Genomic DNA, 15,878 nt, shown 5'->3' on the forward strand with positions numbered 1-15,878 from the left:
ATCGCGATGGCATGGACCGGGGGGTCTCAATCATACAAGCGACCATTGCGCCTGCCGCGCATGGATGGCGGCTGGATCGGGCACTCGCAGATGCGGTGCCGACCTTGTCGCGTGAGCGGCTGAAGGTGCTGATCAATTCGGGTGCCGTATCCCAGGGCAGCGCGCTTGCCCGCGATCCGGCGAAGAAGGCGGCCGCAGGTGACATCTTCGCCGTCGCAATCCCCGCCCCCGCCCCGGCCCACAACGAAGCGCAGGACATACCCCTGGTTGTGCCGTTCGAAGACGAACATCTGCTGGTCGTTGACAAGCCGGCGGGGCTGGTAGTCCATCCGGCGGCCGGCAATCTGGACGGCACGCTGGTCAATGCGCTGCTTCACCATTGCGGGGGATCGCTGTCGGGCATCGGTGGCGTTGCGCGGCCGGGCATTGTTCACCGGATCGACAAGGACACATCGGGTCTTCTGGTCGTGGCAAAGACCGATCGCGCGCATGAAGGACTGGCGAAGCAGTTTGCGGTGCACTCAATCGACCGGCGTTATCTCGCGATTGTCGGCGGCCGACCGGCTCCGGAAGGAACGGTTGACGCTCCGCTCGCCCGTTCGCCATCTAACCGGAAAAAGATGGCCATTGTGCAAAGTGGCAAGCGCGCAGTGACCTTTTACCGGAGTTTGCGAAACTTTCGCGATGCTGCGATGGTTGAGTGCCGGTTGGAGACGGGGCGCACGCATCAGGTGCGGGTGCACATGGCCTCCATCGGGCACGCTCTGCTCGGCGACCAGACCTATGGTCGTGACAAGGGTGCGACCAAGGCACTGCTGGATACGCTGAGTTTCCGCCGACAAGCCTTGCACGCAACCCGTCTGGGGTTCATCCACCCCGTGACACGGCAACCTATGGCATTCGATAGCGCGATGCCGGCGGATATGCAGGAACTGTTCAGCGCGCTTGTCGTATAGCTTGGGCAAGCTTCACCGCAGTGCGGGAAGTATGCCTCCGGACAAAGGGAGAATGGTCATGGCAAAAGGCAGCAACGTCCCAGCGACGGTTCCTGCGCTGGGCGGCGAGCAAAGCCTCAACCGCTACCTGGCCGAGATCAAGAAGTTTCCGATCCTGCAGCCAGAGCAGGAATATATGCTCGCCAAGCGCTTTCAGGAGCATGGCGATACCGAAGCTGCAGCGCAGCTCGTGACCTCACATCTTCGGCTCGTGGCGAAGATCGCCATGGGGTATCGCGGCTATGGCCTGCCGACGTCCGAGCTGATCAGCGAAGGCAATATCGGCCTGATGCAGGGCGTGAAGAAATTCGAACCCGATCGCGGCTTCCGCCTGGCGACCTATGCCATGTGGTGGATCCGCGCGTCGATCCAGGAGTACATCCTGCGGTCGTGGAGCCTGGTCAAGATGGGCACTACCGCGGCGCAGAAGAAGCTGTTCTTCAACCTGCGCCGGATGAAGTCCAAGCTCGACGCGTTCGAGGACGGCGATCTGCGCCCCGAGGACGTGACCAAAATCGCGACCGATCTGGGCGTGGCTGAAGCCGACGTCGTGTCAATGAACCGGCGCATGGCGATGGGTGGCGACACCTCGCTCAACGTGTCGATGAACGAGGACGGCGAGGGTCAGTGGCAGGACTGGCTCGCCGACGAGGGTCCGTTGCAGGACCAGGTTGTCGCCGAGGAGCAGGAAGCGGACGTTCGCCACACCATGTTGGTGTCGGCGATGGACGACCTGAATGATCGCGAGAAGCATATCCTGACCGAGCGCCGCCTGACCGACGATCCCAAGACTCTGGAAGAACTGTCCCAGGTCTATGGCGTGAGCCGGGAGCGCGTTCGCCAGATCGAAGTCCGCGCCTTTGAAAAGCTGCAAAAGGCGATGATGCGGATTGCAGGCGAAAAGCGGATGCTGGCAGCGGCGTAATGTGATGGGCCGGATCGTCGTCATTGGCGGCGGTTCGGCCGGTATCGCGGCGGCACGGGCGCTGCACGACGATGGGCGCGACGTGTTGCTGCTCGAGGCGGGCGACCGCCTTGGCGGACGGGCGCACACTGTCCCGCTCACCCTTTCAACGGGCCAGGTTCGCGTAGATCATGGCTGTGGCTGGCTTCATTCCGCCCGCCGCAACCCTTGGACCACCATCGCCGAAACGTCCGGATTTCATATCGATCGGTCGAGTCCTGGCTGGGGCGAGCAATGGCGAAACCTTGGCTATCCGCCCCATGAGCAGGAGGCGTTCGGCCAGGCCTATGCGCGTTTCGAGCGCCATGCCCGCGCCGCAGTCACAGGGCCGGATCGCCCCTTGTCGGAACTGGTCGAACCGGCCGATCCGTTCCGGGCGACGCTGGACGCCATGTCGGGTTACATCAGCGGCGCGCCGCTAGATCGCGTCTCGCTTCACGACTGGGCCGCGTATGAGGCGGATGCCAGCAACGACAATTGGGCTGTGCGCGAAGGCTATGGCAGCCTGATCGCGAGCCACGCGGCAGGCGTGCCGGTCAGGCTGTCGACGCCGGTCACTCGCATCGACCATCGCGGGCTGACGGTCCGCGTCGTGACCACCGCCGGCGCGATCGAGGCAGACCGCGTCATCGTCGCCGTGCCGACAACGGTGCTGGCACGCGGCGAGATCACCTTCGACCCACCCTTGCCGGCCAAGCAGGACGCCGCAGCCGCGCTGCCCCTCGGGCTGGCAGACAAAAGCTTTCTCGCTGTCGATGACACTCCCTGGCCGCCGCACTCGCACCTGATCGGCAATCCGCACGCGGCGGTGACGGGGAGCTACCGCTTGTCACCCTTTGGCTGGCCGATGATCGAAGCCTTTTACGGGGGCCTTGCCGCCGAGGCGTTAGATGAGAAAGGTGCCGCTGCGGCCTTTGCGATCGATGAGCTGGTAAAGCTACTCGGTAGCGATTTTCGCCGCCGCCTCCACCCGCTCGGTGCGACGCGGTGGAGGCAGCAGCCCTACATAGCCGGAAGTTATTCTTATGCGGTTCCAGGCCGGGCGGACGCGCGTTCGGTACTGGCCGAGACGGTGGACGGCCGACTGTTCTTTGCAGGTGAGGCCTGCCATGCGACCGACTTCACCACGGCGCACGGCGCCTATGAAACCGGCCTCGCGGCCGCGCACGCGATCTTGTCGGCCCCGCGCACCGTCGCCTAAGGCGCACGGATGACCGTCTTTCGCGTGTTCATCTGGCTGACCAAAGTGGCGCTGTGGTTTCTCCTGATCACCGTGTTGTGGGTCGGCGTGTATCGGTTCGTCCCGCCCCCCATCACGTTCACGATGCTGGGCGATGTTGTTGGCGGTCACGGCGTCACCAAGGACTGGATGTCGCTGGCCGAGATGGACCCCGACATGCCCCGCGCGGCGATCGCGGGCGAGGACGCGCGCTTCTGCGTACACCATGGCTTCGACTGGCGCGGCATTGCGAGCGCAGCGGCCAACAACGCGCGGGGTCGACGCGTCCGTGGCGGCTCGACGATCAGCCAGCAGACGGCAAAGAATGTGTTCCTGTTTCAGGGCGGCGGCTATGTCCGCAAGGCGTTTGAGGCGTACTTCACAGTGCTGATCGAAGCGATCTGGGGCAAGCGCCGGATCATGGAGGTTTATCTCAACGTCGCGGAGACGGGGATCGGCACATATGGCGCGAACGCGGGGGCGATGCGCTACTATCACCATAACGCATCGAAGCTGTCGCCAACCGAGGCAGCGCGCATCGCGGCGGTGCTGCCGCTGCCCAAGAAGCGGGCGGCGGTGGATCCCCGCGGCTTCGTCCGGCGTCATGGCAACACGCTGGCGCGCTATGTCGGGGTAGTCAGGCGCGGCGGCCTGGACCGCTGCATCAGATAAGGCGGCGGCCGGACCGAGCCGGCCGCCGAAATGTGCTTACTTCCCCGGATCGATCGCGGAGCCAGCCTTGTCGGCCGTGCGCTCCACGCTCTTCGCGGCAGAGGTGATCGCGTTGTTCTTGGCGCTTTCGCTCGAGTTGCGGGCGAACAGGAAATAGCCGCCGATCAGAACTGCAATCAGCAGCACCACCGCGAGCAGGGCCGTTCCGCCGCCCCCGCCGCTCCGCTCGACCACCGTTGTATGGGTGGACGTGCCCGCGCTGTTTGCCGGGGTCTCTACGATACGCTCTTCGACCATGACGCTTACTCCCTGTTGTTCACAGGGCCCGTAACGTGGAGCGGCGGAAACTTGTTCCCGCCGCGCAACGACCTCAGAACGGCAGCTTGAAGCCCGGTGGCAGGGGAATGCCTGCGCTCATCTTGGACATCTCCTCGCCCGACGCCGCATCGGCCTTGGCGCGCGCGTCGTTGAAAGCCGCGACCACCAGGTCCTCCAGCATCGCCTTTTCGCTAACCTGGACGAGGCTGTCGTCGATGCTGAGTGATATGACACGCCCCTTCGCCGACGCCCGCACCTTTACCAGGCCGCCACCCGCCTGCCCTTCGACTTCGATGGTGTCGAGGTTGGCCTGCGCCTTGCTGAGTTCGGCCTGGACGTTCTGCGCCATGGCCATGATCTGATCGAGGTCGTTCATGCGATGCTCCGTTTGCCCGGCCAGTCTTCAAGTTCAGCGTCCGGGAATGCTTCTTGCGCCGCCCGGACGAGGGGGGATGCCAGGATGGCCTGCCGCGTGGCCTCTGCGACGGTATCCTCGGCCTGACGAATGGTGGGGTCGCCGGGCTCGTCCGACAAGGTCACCTTCCACACCCGGCCGGTCAGCCCCTTCATGGCCACCGTCAGTTCGGTCAGCGTGTCGGCCGCGATCGGGCGACTGCCGCTCAGCACCAGTTCTGGCGGGGTATAGCGAACCAGGCGCGCGCCGTGCCGCAGGCGGGCCGCTAATGCGAGGTGGCCCGCATTGTCTAGCGCATCGACCATGCCGGGGAATGTCGCCGGCGTTGGATCCTCCGCTACCGGCTCTGCCTGTGGTGCGGGCGCAGTAGCTGGCGCCGGGGCTGCGGCACCGGGAATGGGTCCACCTGCCTGGATCCGTCGTGCAAGCTCGCCCGGATCGGGAAGCGTGGACGCGTGGATCGCGCGGAGCAGCGCCATCTCGGCCGCTTCGATCGGCAGCACCGCGCGCGCGACCTCATCATGTCCCTTCAGCAGCAGCTGCCACAGCCGGTGAAGGACAGGAAAGGACAGTCGCGCCGCCCAGTCTTCCCGCGCGGCGCGCTCCTCTTCCGACTGAGCGGGATCGGGCGCGGTGCCGACCTTCGCCAGCGTGATGCCGTGCACCGCCTCCAGCAGCGCGCGCATCACTGATTGCGGGTCGGTGCCGCCGTCATACTGCCGCCGAAGCCCGTCGAGCGCGACTGGCGCATCGCTTGCCAGCACCGCTGTCAGGATCTGACGAACGGCACCGCGATCGGACAAGCCCAGCATTGCCCGCACGGCAACGGCGGTGATCCCGCCGCCTTCCAGTCCGGCGTGCGCGATCGCCTGGTCCAGGATCGACAATCCGTCGCGCGCCGATCCTTCGGCAGCGCGCGCGACCAATGCCAGTGCCGCGGGCTCGGCCTCCACCCCTTCCTTGTCGCACACTTCGGCGAAATGCTGGGCGAGCAGGTCGGCCGGGATGCGCCGCAGGTCGAAGCGCTGGCAGCGCGACAGGACGGTGATCGGAACCTTGTTCACCTCCGTCGTCGCGAGCAGGAACTTGACGTGCGCGGGCGGCTCCTCAAGCGTCTTCAGCAGCGCGTTGAACGCCGCCTTCGACATCATGTGGACCTCGTCCACGATGTAGATCTTGTAGCGCGCGGAAACGGCGGCATAGCGCGACGCCTCCGTGATCTCGCGGACGTCGTCGATGCCGTTGTGGCTGGCAGCGTCCATCTCGATCACGTCGATGTGGCGGCCTTCGGCGATGGCGCGGCACGGTTCGCAGACACCGCATGGACCGATCGTCGGGCCGCCCTGCCCGTCCGGACCGATGCAGTTGAGCGCCTTCGCGATCAGGCGGGCGGTGGAGGTCTTTCCGACCCCGCGCACGCCGGTCATCAGGAACGCGTGCGCGATCCGGTCGCGCTTGATGGCGTTGCCGAGCGTCCGCACCATCGCGTCCTGCCCGATCAACTGAGCAAAGGTCTGCGGACGATATTTGCGGGCGAGAACGCGATACGCCTCCGGCCGGGCGGGCTGGGACGGTTCACCAAGGTCGAGGAAGTCGGCCATTACGGAGCCGATATAGGCGCGTGCCCCGCGAGAGTCACCGATCGTTGGTGGATTGTGACGGAGCAAGGGTTTGAGCCCGGTCACGCTCAGCTGCAGGCCCAATGGCCAGGCATGAGGCATAAGGGGTTAGGTGGCGAAGCCGCGTCGTCAGTCATCACTTTGCGACGCTGGCCGCGCTCGCCGGCGTGGCGAGGCGCAGCCTCGCTCTCGCTGGCTGCACGGTGGGAACCGGAACGACCCGTGGCGAAATCGTTGTGGCTGCTGCCTTCCGGCCCTGACCAGGTTGGCGACGACCACGTCCGCCCGGCTCCCGCGCGCTATATGGCGAAGCCGGGCGGTGTGATCAAGCGTCAGTAACGGTTACGGACGCGGCGGCACACCCGCTCACGATGACCATGGCGGCGCTCGGTGTGGCACATGGTGCGATAACGCGCGCGATTGTGGAAGCGGCGGTCGTTGTGGCGAACCACCGTACGCTCACGCACGATCACCCGCTCCTGAGCGGCCGCGGGGGTCGCGATCGCGATCGGCGCCAGACCCGTCAGCATCGTCAGGCCGGCAGCGGCCAAGGCAATCAACTTCATTTCACTCTCCTCTTGTGAACTTAATAAACGCGGAAGCAGCGGCGGACGGGGCCGTAATATCCCGGGCGCAGGCGGCACACGACGCGCGGCCGGTGATAGCCGCCGCCGTACCCGCGGTAACCACGCGGGCCGCCATAACCGTAGTCGCCGCGGAACCCGTGGCGCCCGCCGCGATAGGCGTAGCGGTTGCCGCCACGGTAACCATGGTCGCGAGAGCCCCGATCGTGGCCGCGGTCACCATAGCCATGGCTGCCCCGGTCATAACCGTACCCGTACCGCTGCGCCTCCGCCGGCACTGCACCCAGCGTTCCCGCAGCAAGGGCACCGACGCCCAACATCGCGATCAGCTTCATGATCCCACACTCCTCTCTACGCACCCGTTCGCTGACGGGCATGAGGACAATCTGAGAGCCCCGCCATGCACACGGCCTGAACTCGTTGTTGTGAGAACGTCAGCTTGGCTGCCGCTGTTCCCTGGCTTTAGCCGGGAATGCGGACCGTGATCGCGCCGACCTGTGCGGTCAGTCGCACCTGGCAGGCGAGCCGGCTGGTCCGGGTCGCGTTGGGGGCGAGGTCAAGCAGGTCTTCTTCTTCCGCGCTCGCGGCGGGGAGGCGCGCGAAATCGGCGGCGTCGACCACGACGTGGCAGGTCGCGCAGGCAAGGTCGCCATCGCAGGTGCCCTCCAGCGGCTGTCCCGCGGCTTGCGCCACGTCGAGCAGGCGCGCGCCCTCGATACCATGTGCGTGCGTCTCACGCCCGTCCATGCCCAGAAATGTGACGAGGATCATGCGGCCACTCGCTGCCGTGCCGCTGCCTGAACAAGCCGATCGAGTGCCTGGGCGAGGTCATTCGCATTGGTATAGCGCCCAAACCCCAGGCGAATGGACGAACGCGCCTCCGCATCCGGCAGCCCCAGCGCGCGCAGCACATGGCTCGGCCGACCCGAGCCGCTTGCACAGGCAGAGCCGGCGGAAAAGGCAATGTCGCGGCAATCCGACATCAGCCGGGCGACATCCAGCCCGGCCCGCCGCACGTTCAGATTGCCATGGTAGCGTTGATCGACGGACCCGTTGACCTGCCACTCACCCCCGAGCCGGTCCTGGGCGACAGCCCATAGGCGCTCGATATGCGCGCGGTCCGCCTCCGCCCGATGGCGCATGAGCGTCGCGGCGGCGCCGAACCCCGCGCACAGGGCCGGCGACAGCGTGCCCGAACGCCCTGCCGGCTCCTGCATGCCACCGTGAAGCAACGGATCGATCTGCACGCCGTCCCGTATCCACAATGCGCCAATGCCCTTGGGGCCATGCAACTTGTGCGCGGATACAGCGATCAGGTCGCAATCATCCGGGATCGGCACGCGGCCATAGCCCTGCACCGCATCGCACAAGAACAGCGCGCCTGCCGCCCGAGCCAGCCCCGCCAGCGCGGCGACCGGCTGCACCACGCCGACCTCGTTGTTGACCAGCATGGCCGCGACCAGGCCAGTGCCGGGCCGGATAGCGGCTTCCGCTCTCGCCAGGTCCACCAGCCCGTCCCCACCGACCGGGAGAACGGTCAACTCGCGCCCTAGCCGTGCCTCGGCCGTAGCCGTGTCGAGAACGGCCGCGTGTTCGGTGCTAAGCGTGACGATCGGCCCGGTCGTGCCCTTGATCGCCCAGTTCAGGGCCTCCGTCGCGCCGCTCGTCCAGGTGACCTGCCCGCCGGACGGTAGCAGAGTGGCCACCGCGTCGCGGGCTACCTCCACCGCAGCGCGAGCACGCCGCCCCTCACGATGGGGTGAATGCGGGTTGGCGAAGTTGTCGCGTAGCCAGGGCAGCATCGCGTCCAACGCTTCGGGCGCCAGTGGGGTGGTCGCCTGATAGTCGAGATAGGCCATGCCGTGGGTATCAGGCCGCAAAGCGGCTGGTTGCGCGGGCAATGCCACGCCAGGCCGCGATCAGGGCGTCGACCTCCTCGATACTCGTGCCGCGACCGAAGCTGACACGGATGACCTCTCGCCCCGCCTCCTCCGAATAGCCGAGCGCGGCCAGCACATGGCTGGGCTTCAGACTGCCGCTCGCGCACGCGCTACCGGCCGACACGGAGAAGCCGGCCAGGTCCAGCCGGATCAGCTGCGCCGTGGATGGCGTGCCCGGCAGTCGGTACGATCCGATCGCGGGGTGGCGCGGCGACCCGCCCGCAACAACTTCGCCCCCCGACCGCGCGAGCGCATCGTCGAGTCGCGCGCGGAGCATTGCCCAGTTCTCCACCGGCTCAGGCTCCGCCAGCGCCGCCGCATAGCCGAGCACGCCCGGAAGGTTCTCGGTCCCGCCACGATAGCCGCGCTCCTGCCCGCCGGACGGTCGCAACAGCGCGAGGTCTCGGACGAGCAGCGCGCCTACTCCGGGCGGCCCGCCGCGCTTGTGGGCGGAAAGCGCCACCATGTCGGCGCCGGCAACCGACTCGGCTTCGCTCGCCGGCATCTGCGCCGCATCGACAAGCAGGTGGCACCCAGCCGAATGTGCTGCCTCCGCCAACGCCGCGACCGGCTGGCGTACCCCTGTCTCGCTATTTGCCCATTGCACTCCCACCAGCGTGCCTGCCGGTAATGCGGCAACGCTGTTCACATCGAGCAACCCGTCCCGACCGACCGGCAGCACCCGCGCGCCCTCGCCCGCCGCCCGGATCGCCGCGTCATGCTCCACCGCGCTGATCGCGATTGCACCCGCCGTGTTCCGCCCGAGCGCGATAGCGAGCGATTCGCTGGCGCCGCTGGTGAACAGCACCTCGCCGGGCCAACCATGCGCGGCGGCGACCTGCGCCCTTGCCTCTTCCAGCGCTGCACGCGCGGCCCGACCCTCGCCATGGGGACTGGACGGATTGGCCCAGCGCGCCATGCCGTCCAGCACGGCTGCGCGTGCCCTCTCGGTCATCGGCGTGGTGGCGGCGTGGTCAAGATAGGTGCGGGGCGGCAAGGTCGTTCCAATTCGGCTCGGCTCCCCTATATAGCGGCGCAATCCGGCGGGTTCGACCCGCTGCCGCTATTCTAAGGTTCGCCATGCCTGAAGTCATTTTTCCCGGCCCGGAAGGGCGCCTGGAAGGTCGTTTTGCTCCTGCCCCCCGTCCGCGCGCGCCAGTCGCGATGATCCTGCATCCGCACCCGTCTTCCGGGGGCACGATGAACAATCGCCTGGTGCAGGAGCTCTACAAGACCTTCCAGCGCCGCGGCTTCGCCACGCTGCGCTTCAATTTCCGCGGCGTCGGAAAAAGCCAGGGCGTGTTCGACAACGGCGTCGGCGAGCTGTCGGATGCGGCAAGCGCGCTCGACTGGGTGCAGAGCTTCCACCCCGAAGCGTCGTCGACCTGGATCGCAGGCGTCAGCTTTGGCGCGTGGATCGGCATGCAGTTGCTGATGCGCCGGCCGGAGATTCGCGGCTTTATCTCGATCGCGCCGCCCGCGAACATGTACGACTTCACCTTCCTAGCCCCCTGCCCGTCATCGGGCATCATCATCCAGGGCGAAGCGGACGAGGTGGCAACCCCGGCCGCGACCCAGAAGCTGGTCGACAAGCTGCGGACGCAGAAGCACATCACCATCCATCACGATACGATCCCCAAGGCCAATCACTTCTTCGAGCATGAAACGCCCGAGCTGATGGCCTCGGTGGACAAGTACCTGGACATGCGCCTGGACCCGAACTCACCCATCCGGTGAGGTTGCCGCTGGCAATCGGGCGCGGGTGTCACCGCGCCCGCCTTGTCCCAGCCTCGCAATATTCCTGAACCAGGTCTGCGATGCCGTCGCTTTCGGACCGGATATCACGGTGAAGCTGCGCCGTTTGCGGTGCCGCTGGCTTGTAGCGGGCCCGGTTTGCCACGATCGCGGCCGCGTACCAGCGGTTCAGATAAGCCCTGAACACCTCGCCCGCGCTGACGCAGGCGATTTGATGTGCCGGCCCGGCTGTGCGCGCTGCGCGTCACCCGACGCGACCGGTCGAAAACAGCGCATACTTGAAGGTTTGATAGGCACGCAGCGCCGTCTCACGGCCGCTGCTCCAGGGGGGCAACATCGCGTGACAGGTTGCCAAGCGCGGGTTCCTGATGCCCGCGTAGCGCCTCGAGGGCGATGGGGGCGCTCATTCCCCTGACGCTCCCCGGAAAGGCTTCAGCGAGCGTTACAGGGTCCAGATCGCCACATTGGCGAGCAGGACGACGGCCATGATCAACAGCAGCACGCCCTTCCTGGTATCGCGCCGGCGCAGCACCATCATGCCACCGCCGATCAGGCAGGCGAAAAAGCCGATCATCGCTATCGCGGGTGCCGCGGCCCCAAGGCCAGTAAAGTTCCCGCTCATCTCAGATGTCTCCCGGCCCGGTCATGACAGGACCCGCGCATATGCCGCCAGGTCGACATTGCCGCCCGACAGGATGATCAGCATCCCCGGCTCAGGCGCCACGCGCCCTGCCAGCAGCGCCGCAAGCGCAACGGCGCCTCCCGGCTCCACCACCAGCCGCAACCGCTCCGCCGCCCAGCGCTGCGCCATCCGTACCTCCTCTTCGCTCACGGCGACACCGCGCGCGTCCCGGCGCGAGAGTACGTCAAAGGTGAGCGGAGAGACGCGCGTGGTCTGCAGCGAATCGCAGGCGGTCGGTGGCGGGTTGGGGCCCACCGGCTCTATCCAGCTTGCCTCAAGGCTGCGGCGCATATCGTCCCAGCCGTCAGGCTCCACAGCCGTGATCTGTGCCTCCCCAAGGCCCAGCGCTATGCCCGCAGCCAAGCCGCCGCCGCCGCAGGGCACAACGACGTGGGTGGGCTCACCCAGTCCCGCTGCCTCCATCTGCCGGCGCGCCTCGATCCCGGTCGACCCCTGCCCTTCGATGATCCATGGGTCGTCAAAGCTCGGTACCAGGGTGGCCCCGCGCGCCTCGGCCAGACGCGCGGCGATCGCTTCGCGGCTTTCGGTCGCGCGATTATAATCGACCACTTCGGCCCCGAGCGCGAGCGTGCCTTCACGCTTGGCCCGCGGCGCATCGGCCGGCATCACGATCGTCGCCTGCATGCCGAGCCGCCGGGCGGCCCAGGCTACTCCCTGCGCGTGATTGCCGCTGGAAAAGGCGACCACACCCCGCGCCCGCGCCTGGTCATCGAGGGCAGTCAGCCGGTGCCACGCCCCCCGGATCTTGAAGGCGCCGATCGGCTGCAGGCATTCTGCCTTGAAAGCGACCGTTATCCCCTTGATCTCGGCCGTGAACAGCGGCGTCGGCGGCAGTATCGCAGCCACCTTTGCCGCCGCGTCGCGTACCCCGGCCCGGGTCGGCTGTCGCACGATTGTCACCTTTTATCTCCTGACCCTGATTCATTGCTTTACAGGGGGGTACCCCAATCCTATGTGCGCCGTCCGCTGCCCCATGGGACTTCCAACCGCAAGGCAGCTTCTGAACGTCGTCGCCGCAAGGCACTTGGAGGTCCCTTGAATTGCACCAGCATCATCGCGCGCTGGGGCTAGCGCCCCAATCGACCGCCGACTCCCCTGTCCTGGGGGGTGGTATCGACATCGCCAAGGCGTTGCCGGTTCAACCGGTAACGCTTGTCCGTCCGCATGCCGCGGCGCGGGCTGCCCGCTTCTTTTCGGAGAAGTTTCCGGGCCGGTCGATGTACGCCGTAAAGGCTAATCCTTCGCCCGACCTGCTCCGCGTCCTGTGGGACAACGGCATCACGCATTACGACGTGGCATCGTTGGCCGAAGTGCGCCTGGTCGCCGACACGCTGCCGGAGGCGACCTTGTGCTTCATGCACCCGGTCAAGGCCGAGGAAGCGATCGCGGAAGCGTATTTCACCCACGGCGTGCGCGTGTTCAGCCTGGATTCGCTCGACGAGCTCGAAAAGATCCAGCGGGCGACCCGCTTTGCGGCCGACCTGACCCTGTGCGTTCGGCTGCGGGTTTCGTCCGAGCATTCGAAGCTGAGCCTCGCGTCCAAGTTCGGCGTTGCTTCGCATGAGGCAAAGGCGTTGCTGTTCGCGACCCGTCAGGCGGCGGACTCGCTTGGCATCTGCTTCCACGTCGGCAGCCAGGCGATGACACCGGATGCCTATGCGCAGGCGATGGAGCGCGTTCGCGCCGCCATCGTCGAAGCGGCCGTAACCGTGGACGTAATCGACGTCGGCGGTGGCTTCCCCAGCGTCTATCCGGACATGGAGCCGCCGGCACTCGAGCGCTATTTCGAGGTGATCGGACGCGCATTCGAAAGCCTGCCGATCTCCTACTCGGCAGAGCTATGGGCGGAGCCGGGCCGAGCGCTGTGCGCGGAATATTCCTCGCTGGTGGTTCGGGTCGAGCGGCGGCGCGGGAATGAGCTGTACATCAACGACGGCGCCTATGGTGCGCTGTTCGATGCGGCGCATATCGGCTGGCGTTTTCCGGTGAAGCTGCTGCGCGAGCCGGAGTCGACGGTGCGCGATCACCCCTTCTCGTTCTATGGCCCGACCTGCGACGACCTGGACCACATGGCAGGCCCTTTCCTGCTCCCGGCGGACGTAAAGGCGGGCGATTACATCGAGATAGGGATGCTCGGCGCTTATGGCGCGGCGATGCGGACCAGGTTCAACGGCTTCACCTCCGATGAAACGGTGGTGGTAACGGACGAGCCGATGGCCTCGCTCTACGCACAGGTCGATCCGATCACTACCTCGAACGTCGTCAAGCTGTAAGACGGCGAGAGCAGACAAGCTTGGTCGGCGGGGCTACGGTCCCGCCGATCCAATACGGGTTTCCGCGTCCCCTTTGAACGACGTCGGCTTTGAACAACCATAAGGCTGTCATGACCGATACCCTGACCAAGACCGCGGCGGCAAACGCCCCGATCAACGACACCCGCAAGGCCGAACTGCTGAGCAAGCAGGTCAAGCACATCGACATCAAGAGCTTCGACGCACGCCCGATCGTCGATGCGATGAGCGACATGAGCTTCACCAGCCGCGACCTCGGCCGCGCGACCAAGATCTACAACCAGATGCTGGCCGACAAGGACTGCACCGTCTGCCTGGTGATCGCAGGATCGACCTCGGCCGGCGGCTGCATGGACCTGTATGCGGAGCTCGTCCGAAACAACATGGTGGACTGCATCGTCGCGACCGGCGCCACCATCGTCGACATGGATTTCTTCGAAGGCCTGGGTCACAAGCACTTCCAGGCGCTGGAGATCCCCGACGACGACACGCTGCGCTCGCTCTACATCGACCGCATCTACGACACGTACATCGACGAGGAAGCGCTCCAGAACGTCGACCACACGATCTTCGAGATCGCCGAGTCACTGGAGCCAAAGGCGTACAGCTCGCGCGCGTTCATTCGCGAAATGGGCAAGTACCTTGTCGAGCACGGCAAGAAGGAGAACAGCCTCGTCAAGCTCGCCTATGAGCATGACGTGCCGATCTTCTGCCCGGCGTTCGTGGATTCGTCGGCAGGCTTCGGCCTGGTGAAGCATCAGGTCGATCGCGCCAAGGAAGGCAAGCCCTACCTGATGATCGACGCGGTGGCCGACTTCCGTGAGCTCACGCAGATCAAGATCGAGGCTGGCACCACCGGCCTGCTGATGATCGGCGGCGGCGTGCCGAAGAACTTTATCCAGGATACCGTCGTTTGCGCCGAGATCCTCGGCCATGACGACGTCGCGGTCCACAAGTACGCGGTGCAGATCACCGTGGCCGACGTGCGCGACGGCGCCTGCTCGTCCTCCACGCTTCAGGAGGCGGCGAGCTGGGGCAAGGTCAACACCGGGATCGAGCAGATGGTGTTCGCCGAAGCGGGCTCGGTCATGCCGCTGCTGGCGTCCGACGCCTACCACCGCGGCCACTGGAAGGACCGCGCGGTTCGCGGCTGGGCGAAGCTGTTCGCCTGAACAGCGCGCGGGTAGCGAAAGCTACCCGCGAGACGGCGAGGGCCGGCCGACGCGGGCCGCAAGCCCGCGTCCGACGTCACGGGGGCATGCCCCCGTGACGTGGCCTGGAGAGATATAACGATGAGCGTCGCCTTCCGCCGCGACTCCGACGAGGAGCATCTCGAACCCAAGTTCGAGCGGCCCATCGCGCCCGGTCCCAATCTCGTGACCCCGCGCGGACTGGAGATGATCGGGGCCGAAGTCGCGAGGCTGGAAGCGGCCATTGCCAATGCGCCTGCCGAAGACATCGAAGCACTACGGCGCGACCTTCGCTATTGGCACACCCGCGCCACCACCGCCGAGCTCGCGCCACGGCCCGAGGAGGGCGAGGCCGGGATCGGATCGCGCGTGACGTTCCAGCAAGGTGCCACGACCCGCACCGTCGAGATCGTCGGCGGCGATGAGGCCGACCCGGCGTCCGGGCGCGTCGGCTTTCAGGCTCCCCTCGCCCGTGCGTTGATGGGCGCGATGGAGGGTGAGGCAGTCGCATCCGGTGGAGCGACGCTACAGGTGCTCGCGGTCGAATAGTTGCCGCCAGCGGGCCGGCCGCCTAGCATCACTCGATGGCCGTCCCGCTCCATAGCTTCTCGCCCATTCTCCAACCTGTGGCCGTGCTGGTCGCGTGGACACTCGCCATGCTGGTCTGGACACTGGCGACCCGGTTTCCGGCTATGGCCAAGGCCGGCGTGCGCTTCTCCACCCTGGTCGGGACCAAGGGAGCCGACGCCGACCGGGCGCTGCCAGCGCAGGCGCAGTGGAAGGCGCACAATTACAACCACCTGGTGGAGCAGCCGACGCTGTTCTACGCGATCTGCGCCGTACACGCGCTGGCGGGCAGCGGGATCGGGGTAAATGTGGCGCTCGCCTGGCTTTATGTCGCCTTCCGTATCGCACACAGCCTGTGGCAAGCGACGGTGAACCGGGTATCAGTGCGCTTCTATCTGTTCTTCGCGTCGTCGCTTGTGCTGGGCGCGCTCACTTTTTCGGCATTGCTGGTGGTATTCTGATGGCCAAGGACAAGGAATTCGAACGGCATCGGCAGCCCTGGACCACGGATGAGATCCAGAAGCTGCACACGCTGGCGAAGAAGGGCATTGCCCTGCGCGCAATCGCGAAGGCGTTGAAGCGGTCGGAGGAGTCGACCAAGGATCGCGCCAAGCAGGACGGCCTTTCGATCGCAAAGCTGCACTGA

General features: G+C 66.3%; 20 protein-coding genes and 1 other RNA gene. 10 read left to right on the plus strand and 11 right to left on the minus strand.

Annotation, left to right across the window (positions count from 1 at the left end; genetic code table 11):
• Positions 1-11: 11 nt before the first annotated feature.
• The 4 genes from FHS94_RS10720 to mtgA are packed head-to-tail and all read left to right on the plus strand — an operon-like array spanning position 12 to position 3,850.
• On the plus strand, positions 12-956 hold the full coding sequence (locus FHS94_RS10720; RefSeq protein WP_184057632.1) for an RluA family pseudouridine synthase: 945 nt from the start codon (positions 12-14) through the stop codon (positions 954-956).
• 58 nt (positions 957-1,014) lie between these two features.
• Positions 1,015-1,920 (plus strand): RNA polymerase sigma factor RpoH, encoded by a 906-nt coding sequence (gene rpoH / locus FHS94_RS10725; RefSeq protein WP_184057633.1) that lies wholly within the window; start codon positions 1,015-1,017, stop codon positions 1,918-1,920.
• A 4-nt stretch (positions 1,921-1,924) separates the two neighbouring features.
• Entirely contained in the window at positions 1,925-3,160 is a 1,236-nt protein-coding gene (locus FHS94_RS10730; protein ID WP_184057636.1) for a flavin monoamine oxidase family protein, read from the plus strand.
• A 9-nt stretch (positions 3,161-3,169) separates the two neighbouring features.
• Positions 3,170-3,850, plus strand: a complete 681-nt coding sequence (gene mtgA / locus FHS94_RS10735; protein ID WP_184057638.1) for a monofunctional biosynthetic peptidoglycan transglycosylase — start codon at positions 3,170-3,172, stop codon at positions 3,848-3,850.
• Between the two features lie 36 nt (positions 3,851-3,886).
• On the opposite strand, the gene FHS94_RS10740 is transcribed toward mtgA, so the two are convergent.
• The 9 genes from FHS94_RS10740 to FHS94_RS10780 form a co-directional block, all read right to left on the minus strand.
• Entirely contained in the window at positions 3,887-4,147 is a 261-nt protein-coding gene (locus FHS94_RS10740) for a hypothetical protein (protein WP_184057640.1), read from the minus strand.
• A 73-nt stretch (positions 4,148-4,220) separates the two neighbouring features.
• Positions 4,221-4,544, minus strand: a complete 324-nt coding sequence (locus tag FHS94_RS10745) for a YbaB/EbfC family nucleoid-associated protein (RefSeq protein WP_184057642.1) — start codon at positions 4,542-4,544, stop codon at positions 4,221-4,223.
• The gene (locus FHS94_RS10750) at positions 4,541-6,184 is read right to left on the minus strand and encodes a DNA polymerase III subunit gamma/tau (protein ID WP_184057976.1); all 1,644 of its coding nucleotides are present in this window, start codon (positions 6,182-6,184) and stop codon (positions 4,541-4,543) included. The genes FHS94_RS10745 and FHS94_RS10750 overlap by 4 nt, the downstream gene beginning before the upstream one ends.
• Before the next feature lie 217 nt (positions 6,185-6,401).
• An RNA gene (gene ffs, locus FHS94_RS10755) (signal recognition particle sRNA small type) lies at positions 6,402-6,499 on the minus strand.
• A 35-nt stretch (positions 6,500-6,534) separates the two neighbouring features.
• On the minus strand, positions 6,535-6,768 hold the full coding sequence (locus FHS94_RS10760; RefSeq protein WP_184057644.1) for a hypothetical protein: 234 nt from the start codon (positions 6,766-6,768) through the stop codon (positions 6,535-6,537).
• A 20-nt stretch (positions 6,769-6,788) separates the two neighbouring features.
• Positions 6,789-7,121 (minus strand): hypothetical protein, encoded by a 333-nt coding sequence (locus FHS94_RS10765; RefSeq protein ID WP_184057647.1) that lies wholly within the window; start codon positions 7,119-7,121, stop codon positions 6,789-6,791.
• Positions 7,122-7,248: 127 nt separating this feature from the next.
• The gene (locus FHS94_RS10770) at positions 7,249-7,557 is read right to left on the minus strand and encodes a 2Fe-2S iron-sulfur cluster-binding protein (RefSeq protein ID WP_184057649.1); all 309 of its coding nucleotides are present in this window, start codon (positions 7,555-7,557) and stop codon (positions 7,249-7,251) included.
• Positions 7,554-8,645 (minus strand): cysteine desulfurase family protein, encoded by a 1,092-nt coding sequence (locus tag FHS94_RS10775; RefSeq protein WP_184057978.1) that lies wholly within the window; start codon positions 8,643-8,645, stop codon positions 7,554-7,556. Before FHS94_RS10775 ends, FHS94_RS10770 begins: the two co-directional genes overlap by 4 nt.
• Positions 8,646-8,655: 10 nt before the next feature.
• Positions 8,656-9,723 (minus strand): cysteine desulfurase family protein, encoded by a 1,068-nt coding sequence (locus tag FHS94_RS10780; protein ID WP_184057651.1) that lies wholly within the window; start codon positions 9,721-9,723, stop codon positions 8,656-8,658.
• 83 nt (positions 9,724-9,806) lie between these two features.
• Between FHS94_RS10780 and FHS94_RS10785 the strand changes: the two genes are divergently transcribed.
• Entirely contained in the window at positions 9,807-10,463 is a 657-nt protein-coding gene (locus FHS94_RS10785) for an alpha/beta hydrolase (RefSeq protein WP_184057653.1), read from the plus strand.
• A 460-nt stretch (positions 10,464-10,923) separates the two neighbouring features.
• On the opposite strand, the gene FHS94_RS10790 is transcribed toward FHS94_RS10785, so the two are convergent.
• Positions 10,924-11,103 carry a hypothetical protein gene (locus FHS94_RS10790; protein WP_184057655.1) on the minus strand — a complete coding sequence of 60 codons (180 nt, stop codon included), beginning with the start codon at positions 11,101-11,103 and terminating at the stop codon, positions 10,924-10,926.
• A gap of 21 nt (positions 11,104-11,124) precedes the next feature.
• A complete protein-coding gene (locus FHS94_RS10795) occupies positions 11,125-12,084 on the minus strand; it encodes a pyridoxal-phosphate dependent enzyme (protein WP_184057657.1) in 960 nt (319 codons plus the stop codon).
• Positions 12,085-12,224: 140 nt separating this feature from the next.
• Here FHS94_RS10795 and FHS94_RS10800 point away from each other — a divergent pair, with 140 nt between their 5' ends.
• The 5 genes from FHS94_RS10800 to FHS94_RS10820 all read left to right on the plus strand — a co-directional run bounded on the left by FHS94_RS10800 (position 12,225) and on the right by FHS94_RS10820 (position 15,878).
• Positions 12,225-13,457 (plus strand): type III PLP-dependent enzyme, encoded by a 1,233-nt coding sequence (locus FHS94_RS10800; RefSeq protein WP_184057659.1) that lies wholly within the window; start codon positions 12,225-12,227, stop codon positions 13,455-13,457.
• Positions 13,458-13,567: 110 nt separating this feature from the next.
• Positions 13,568-14,647, plus strand: coding sequence for a 1,9-bis(guanidino)-5-aza-nonane synthase (locus FHS94_RS10805; protein WP_184057661.1), 1,080 nt, complete (start codon positions 13,568-13,570; stop codon positions 14,645-14,647).
• A gap of 120 nt (positions 14,648-14,767) precedes the next feature.
• Positions 14,768-15,214, plus strand: coding sequence for a GreA/GreB family elongation factor (locus FHS94_RS10810; RefSeq protein ID WP_184057663.1), 447 nt, complete (start codon positions 14,768-14,770; stop codon positions 15,212-15,214).
• Positions 15,215-15,249: 35 nt separating this feature from the next.
• A complete protein-coding gene (locus tag FHS94_RS10815) occupies positions 15,250-15,693 on the plus strand; it encodes an MAPEG family protein (RefSeq protein WP_184057666.1) in 444 nt (147 codons plus the stop codon).
• Entirely contained in the window at positions 15,693-15,878 is a 186-nt protein-coding gene (locus tag FHS94_RS10820; RefSeq protein WP_184057668.1) for a hypothetical protein, read from the plus strand. Before FHS94_RS10815 ends, FHS94_RS10820 begins: the two co-directional genes overlap by 1 nt.

The sequence above is a fragment of the Sphingomonas aerophila genome (genome assembly GCF_014199305.1).
GTDB lineage: Bacteria > Pseudomonadota > Alphaproteobacteria > Sphingomonadales > Sphingomonadaceae > Sphingomonas > Sphingomonas aerophila.

Coding starts and splice junctions, on each gene's coding strand:
- FHS94_RS10790 (WP_184057655.1), bottom strand. CDS start 11,103: ATGAGCGGGAACTTTACTGGCCTTGGGGCCGCGGCACCCGCGATAGCG.
- FHS94_RS10745 (WP_184057642.1), bottom strand. CDS start 4,544: ATGAACGACCTCGATCAGATCATGGCCATGGCGCAGAACGTCCAGGCC.
- FHS94_RS10720 (WP_184057632.1), top strand. CDS start 12: ATGGACCGGGGGGTCTCAATCATACAAGCGACCATTGCGCCTGCCGCG.
- FHS94_RS10760 (WP_184057644.1), bottom strand. CDS start 6,768: ATGAAGTTGATTGCCTTGGCCGCTGCCGGCCTGACGATGCTGACGGGT.
- FHS94_RS10770 (WP_184057649.1), bottom strand. CDS start 7,557: ATGATCCTCGTCACATTTCTGGGCATGGACGGGCGTGAGACGCACGCA.
- rpoH (WP_184057633.1), top strand. CDS start 1,015: ATGGCAAAAGGCAGCAACGTCCCAGCGACGGTTCCTGCGCTGGGCGGC.
- FHS94_RS10810 (WP_184057663.1), top strand. CDS start 14,768: ATGAGCGTCGCCTTCCGCCGCGACTCCGACGAGGAGCATCTCGAACCC.
- FHS94_RS10740 (WP_184057640.1), bottom strand. CDS start 4,147: ATGGTCGAAGAGCGTATCGTAGAGACCCCGGCAAACAGCGCGGGCACG.
- FHS94_RS10730 (WP_184057636.1), top strand. CDS start 1,925: ATGGGCCGGATCGTCGTCATTGGCGGCGGTTCGGCCGGTATCGCGGCG.
- FHS94_RS10805 (WP_184057661.1), top strand. CDS start 13,568: ATGACCGATACCCTGACCAAGACCGCGGCGGCAAACGCCCCGATCAAC.
- FHS94_RS10775 (WP_184057978.1), bottom strand. CDS start 8,645: ATGGCCTATCTCGACTATCAGGCGACCACCCCACTGGCGCCCGAAGCG.
- mtgA (WP_184057638.1), top strand. CDS start 3,170: ATGACCGTCTTTCGCGTGTTCATCTGGCTGACCAAAGTGGCGCTGTGG.
- FHS94_RS10785 (WP_184057653.1), top strand. CDS start 9,807: ATGCCTGAAGTCATTTTTCCCGGCCCGGAAGGGCGCCTGGAAGGTCGT.
- FHS94_RS10820 (WP_184057668.1), top strand. CDS start 15,693: ATGGCCAAGGACAAGGAATTCGAACGGCATCGGCAGCCCTGGACCACG.
- FHS94_RS10765 (WP_184057647.1), bottom strand. CDS start 7,121: ATGAAGCTGATCGCGATGTTGGGCGTCGGTGCCCTTGCTGCGGGAACG.
- FHS94_RS10750 (WP_184057976.1), bottom strand. CDS start 6,184: ATGGCCGACTTCCTCGACCTTGGTGAACCGTCCCAGCCCGCCCGGCCG.
- FHS94_RS10815 (WP_184057666.1), top strand. CDS start 15,250: ATGGCCGTCCCGCTCCATAGCTTCTCGCCCATTCTCCAACCTGTGGCC.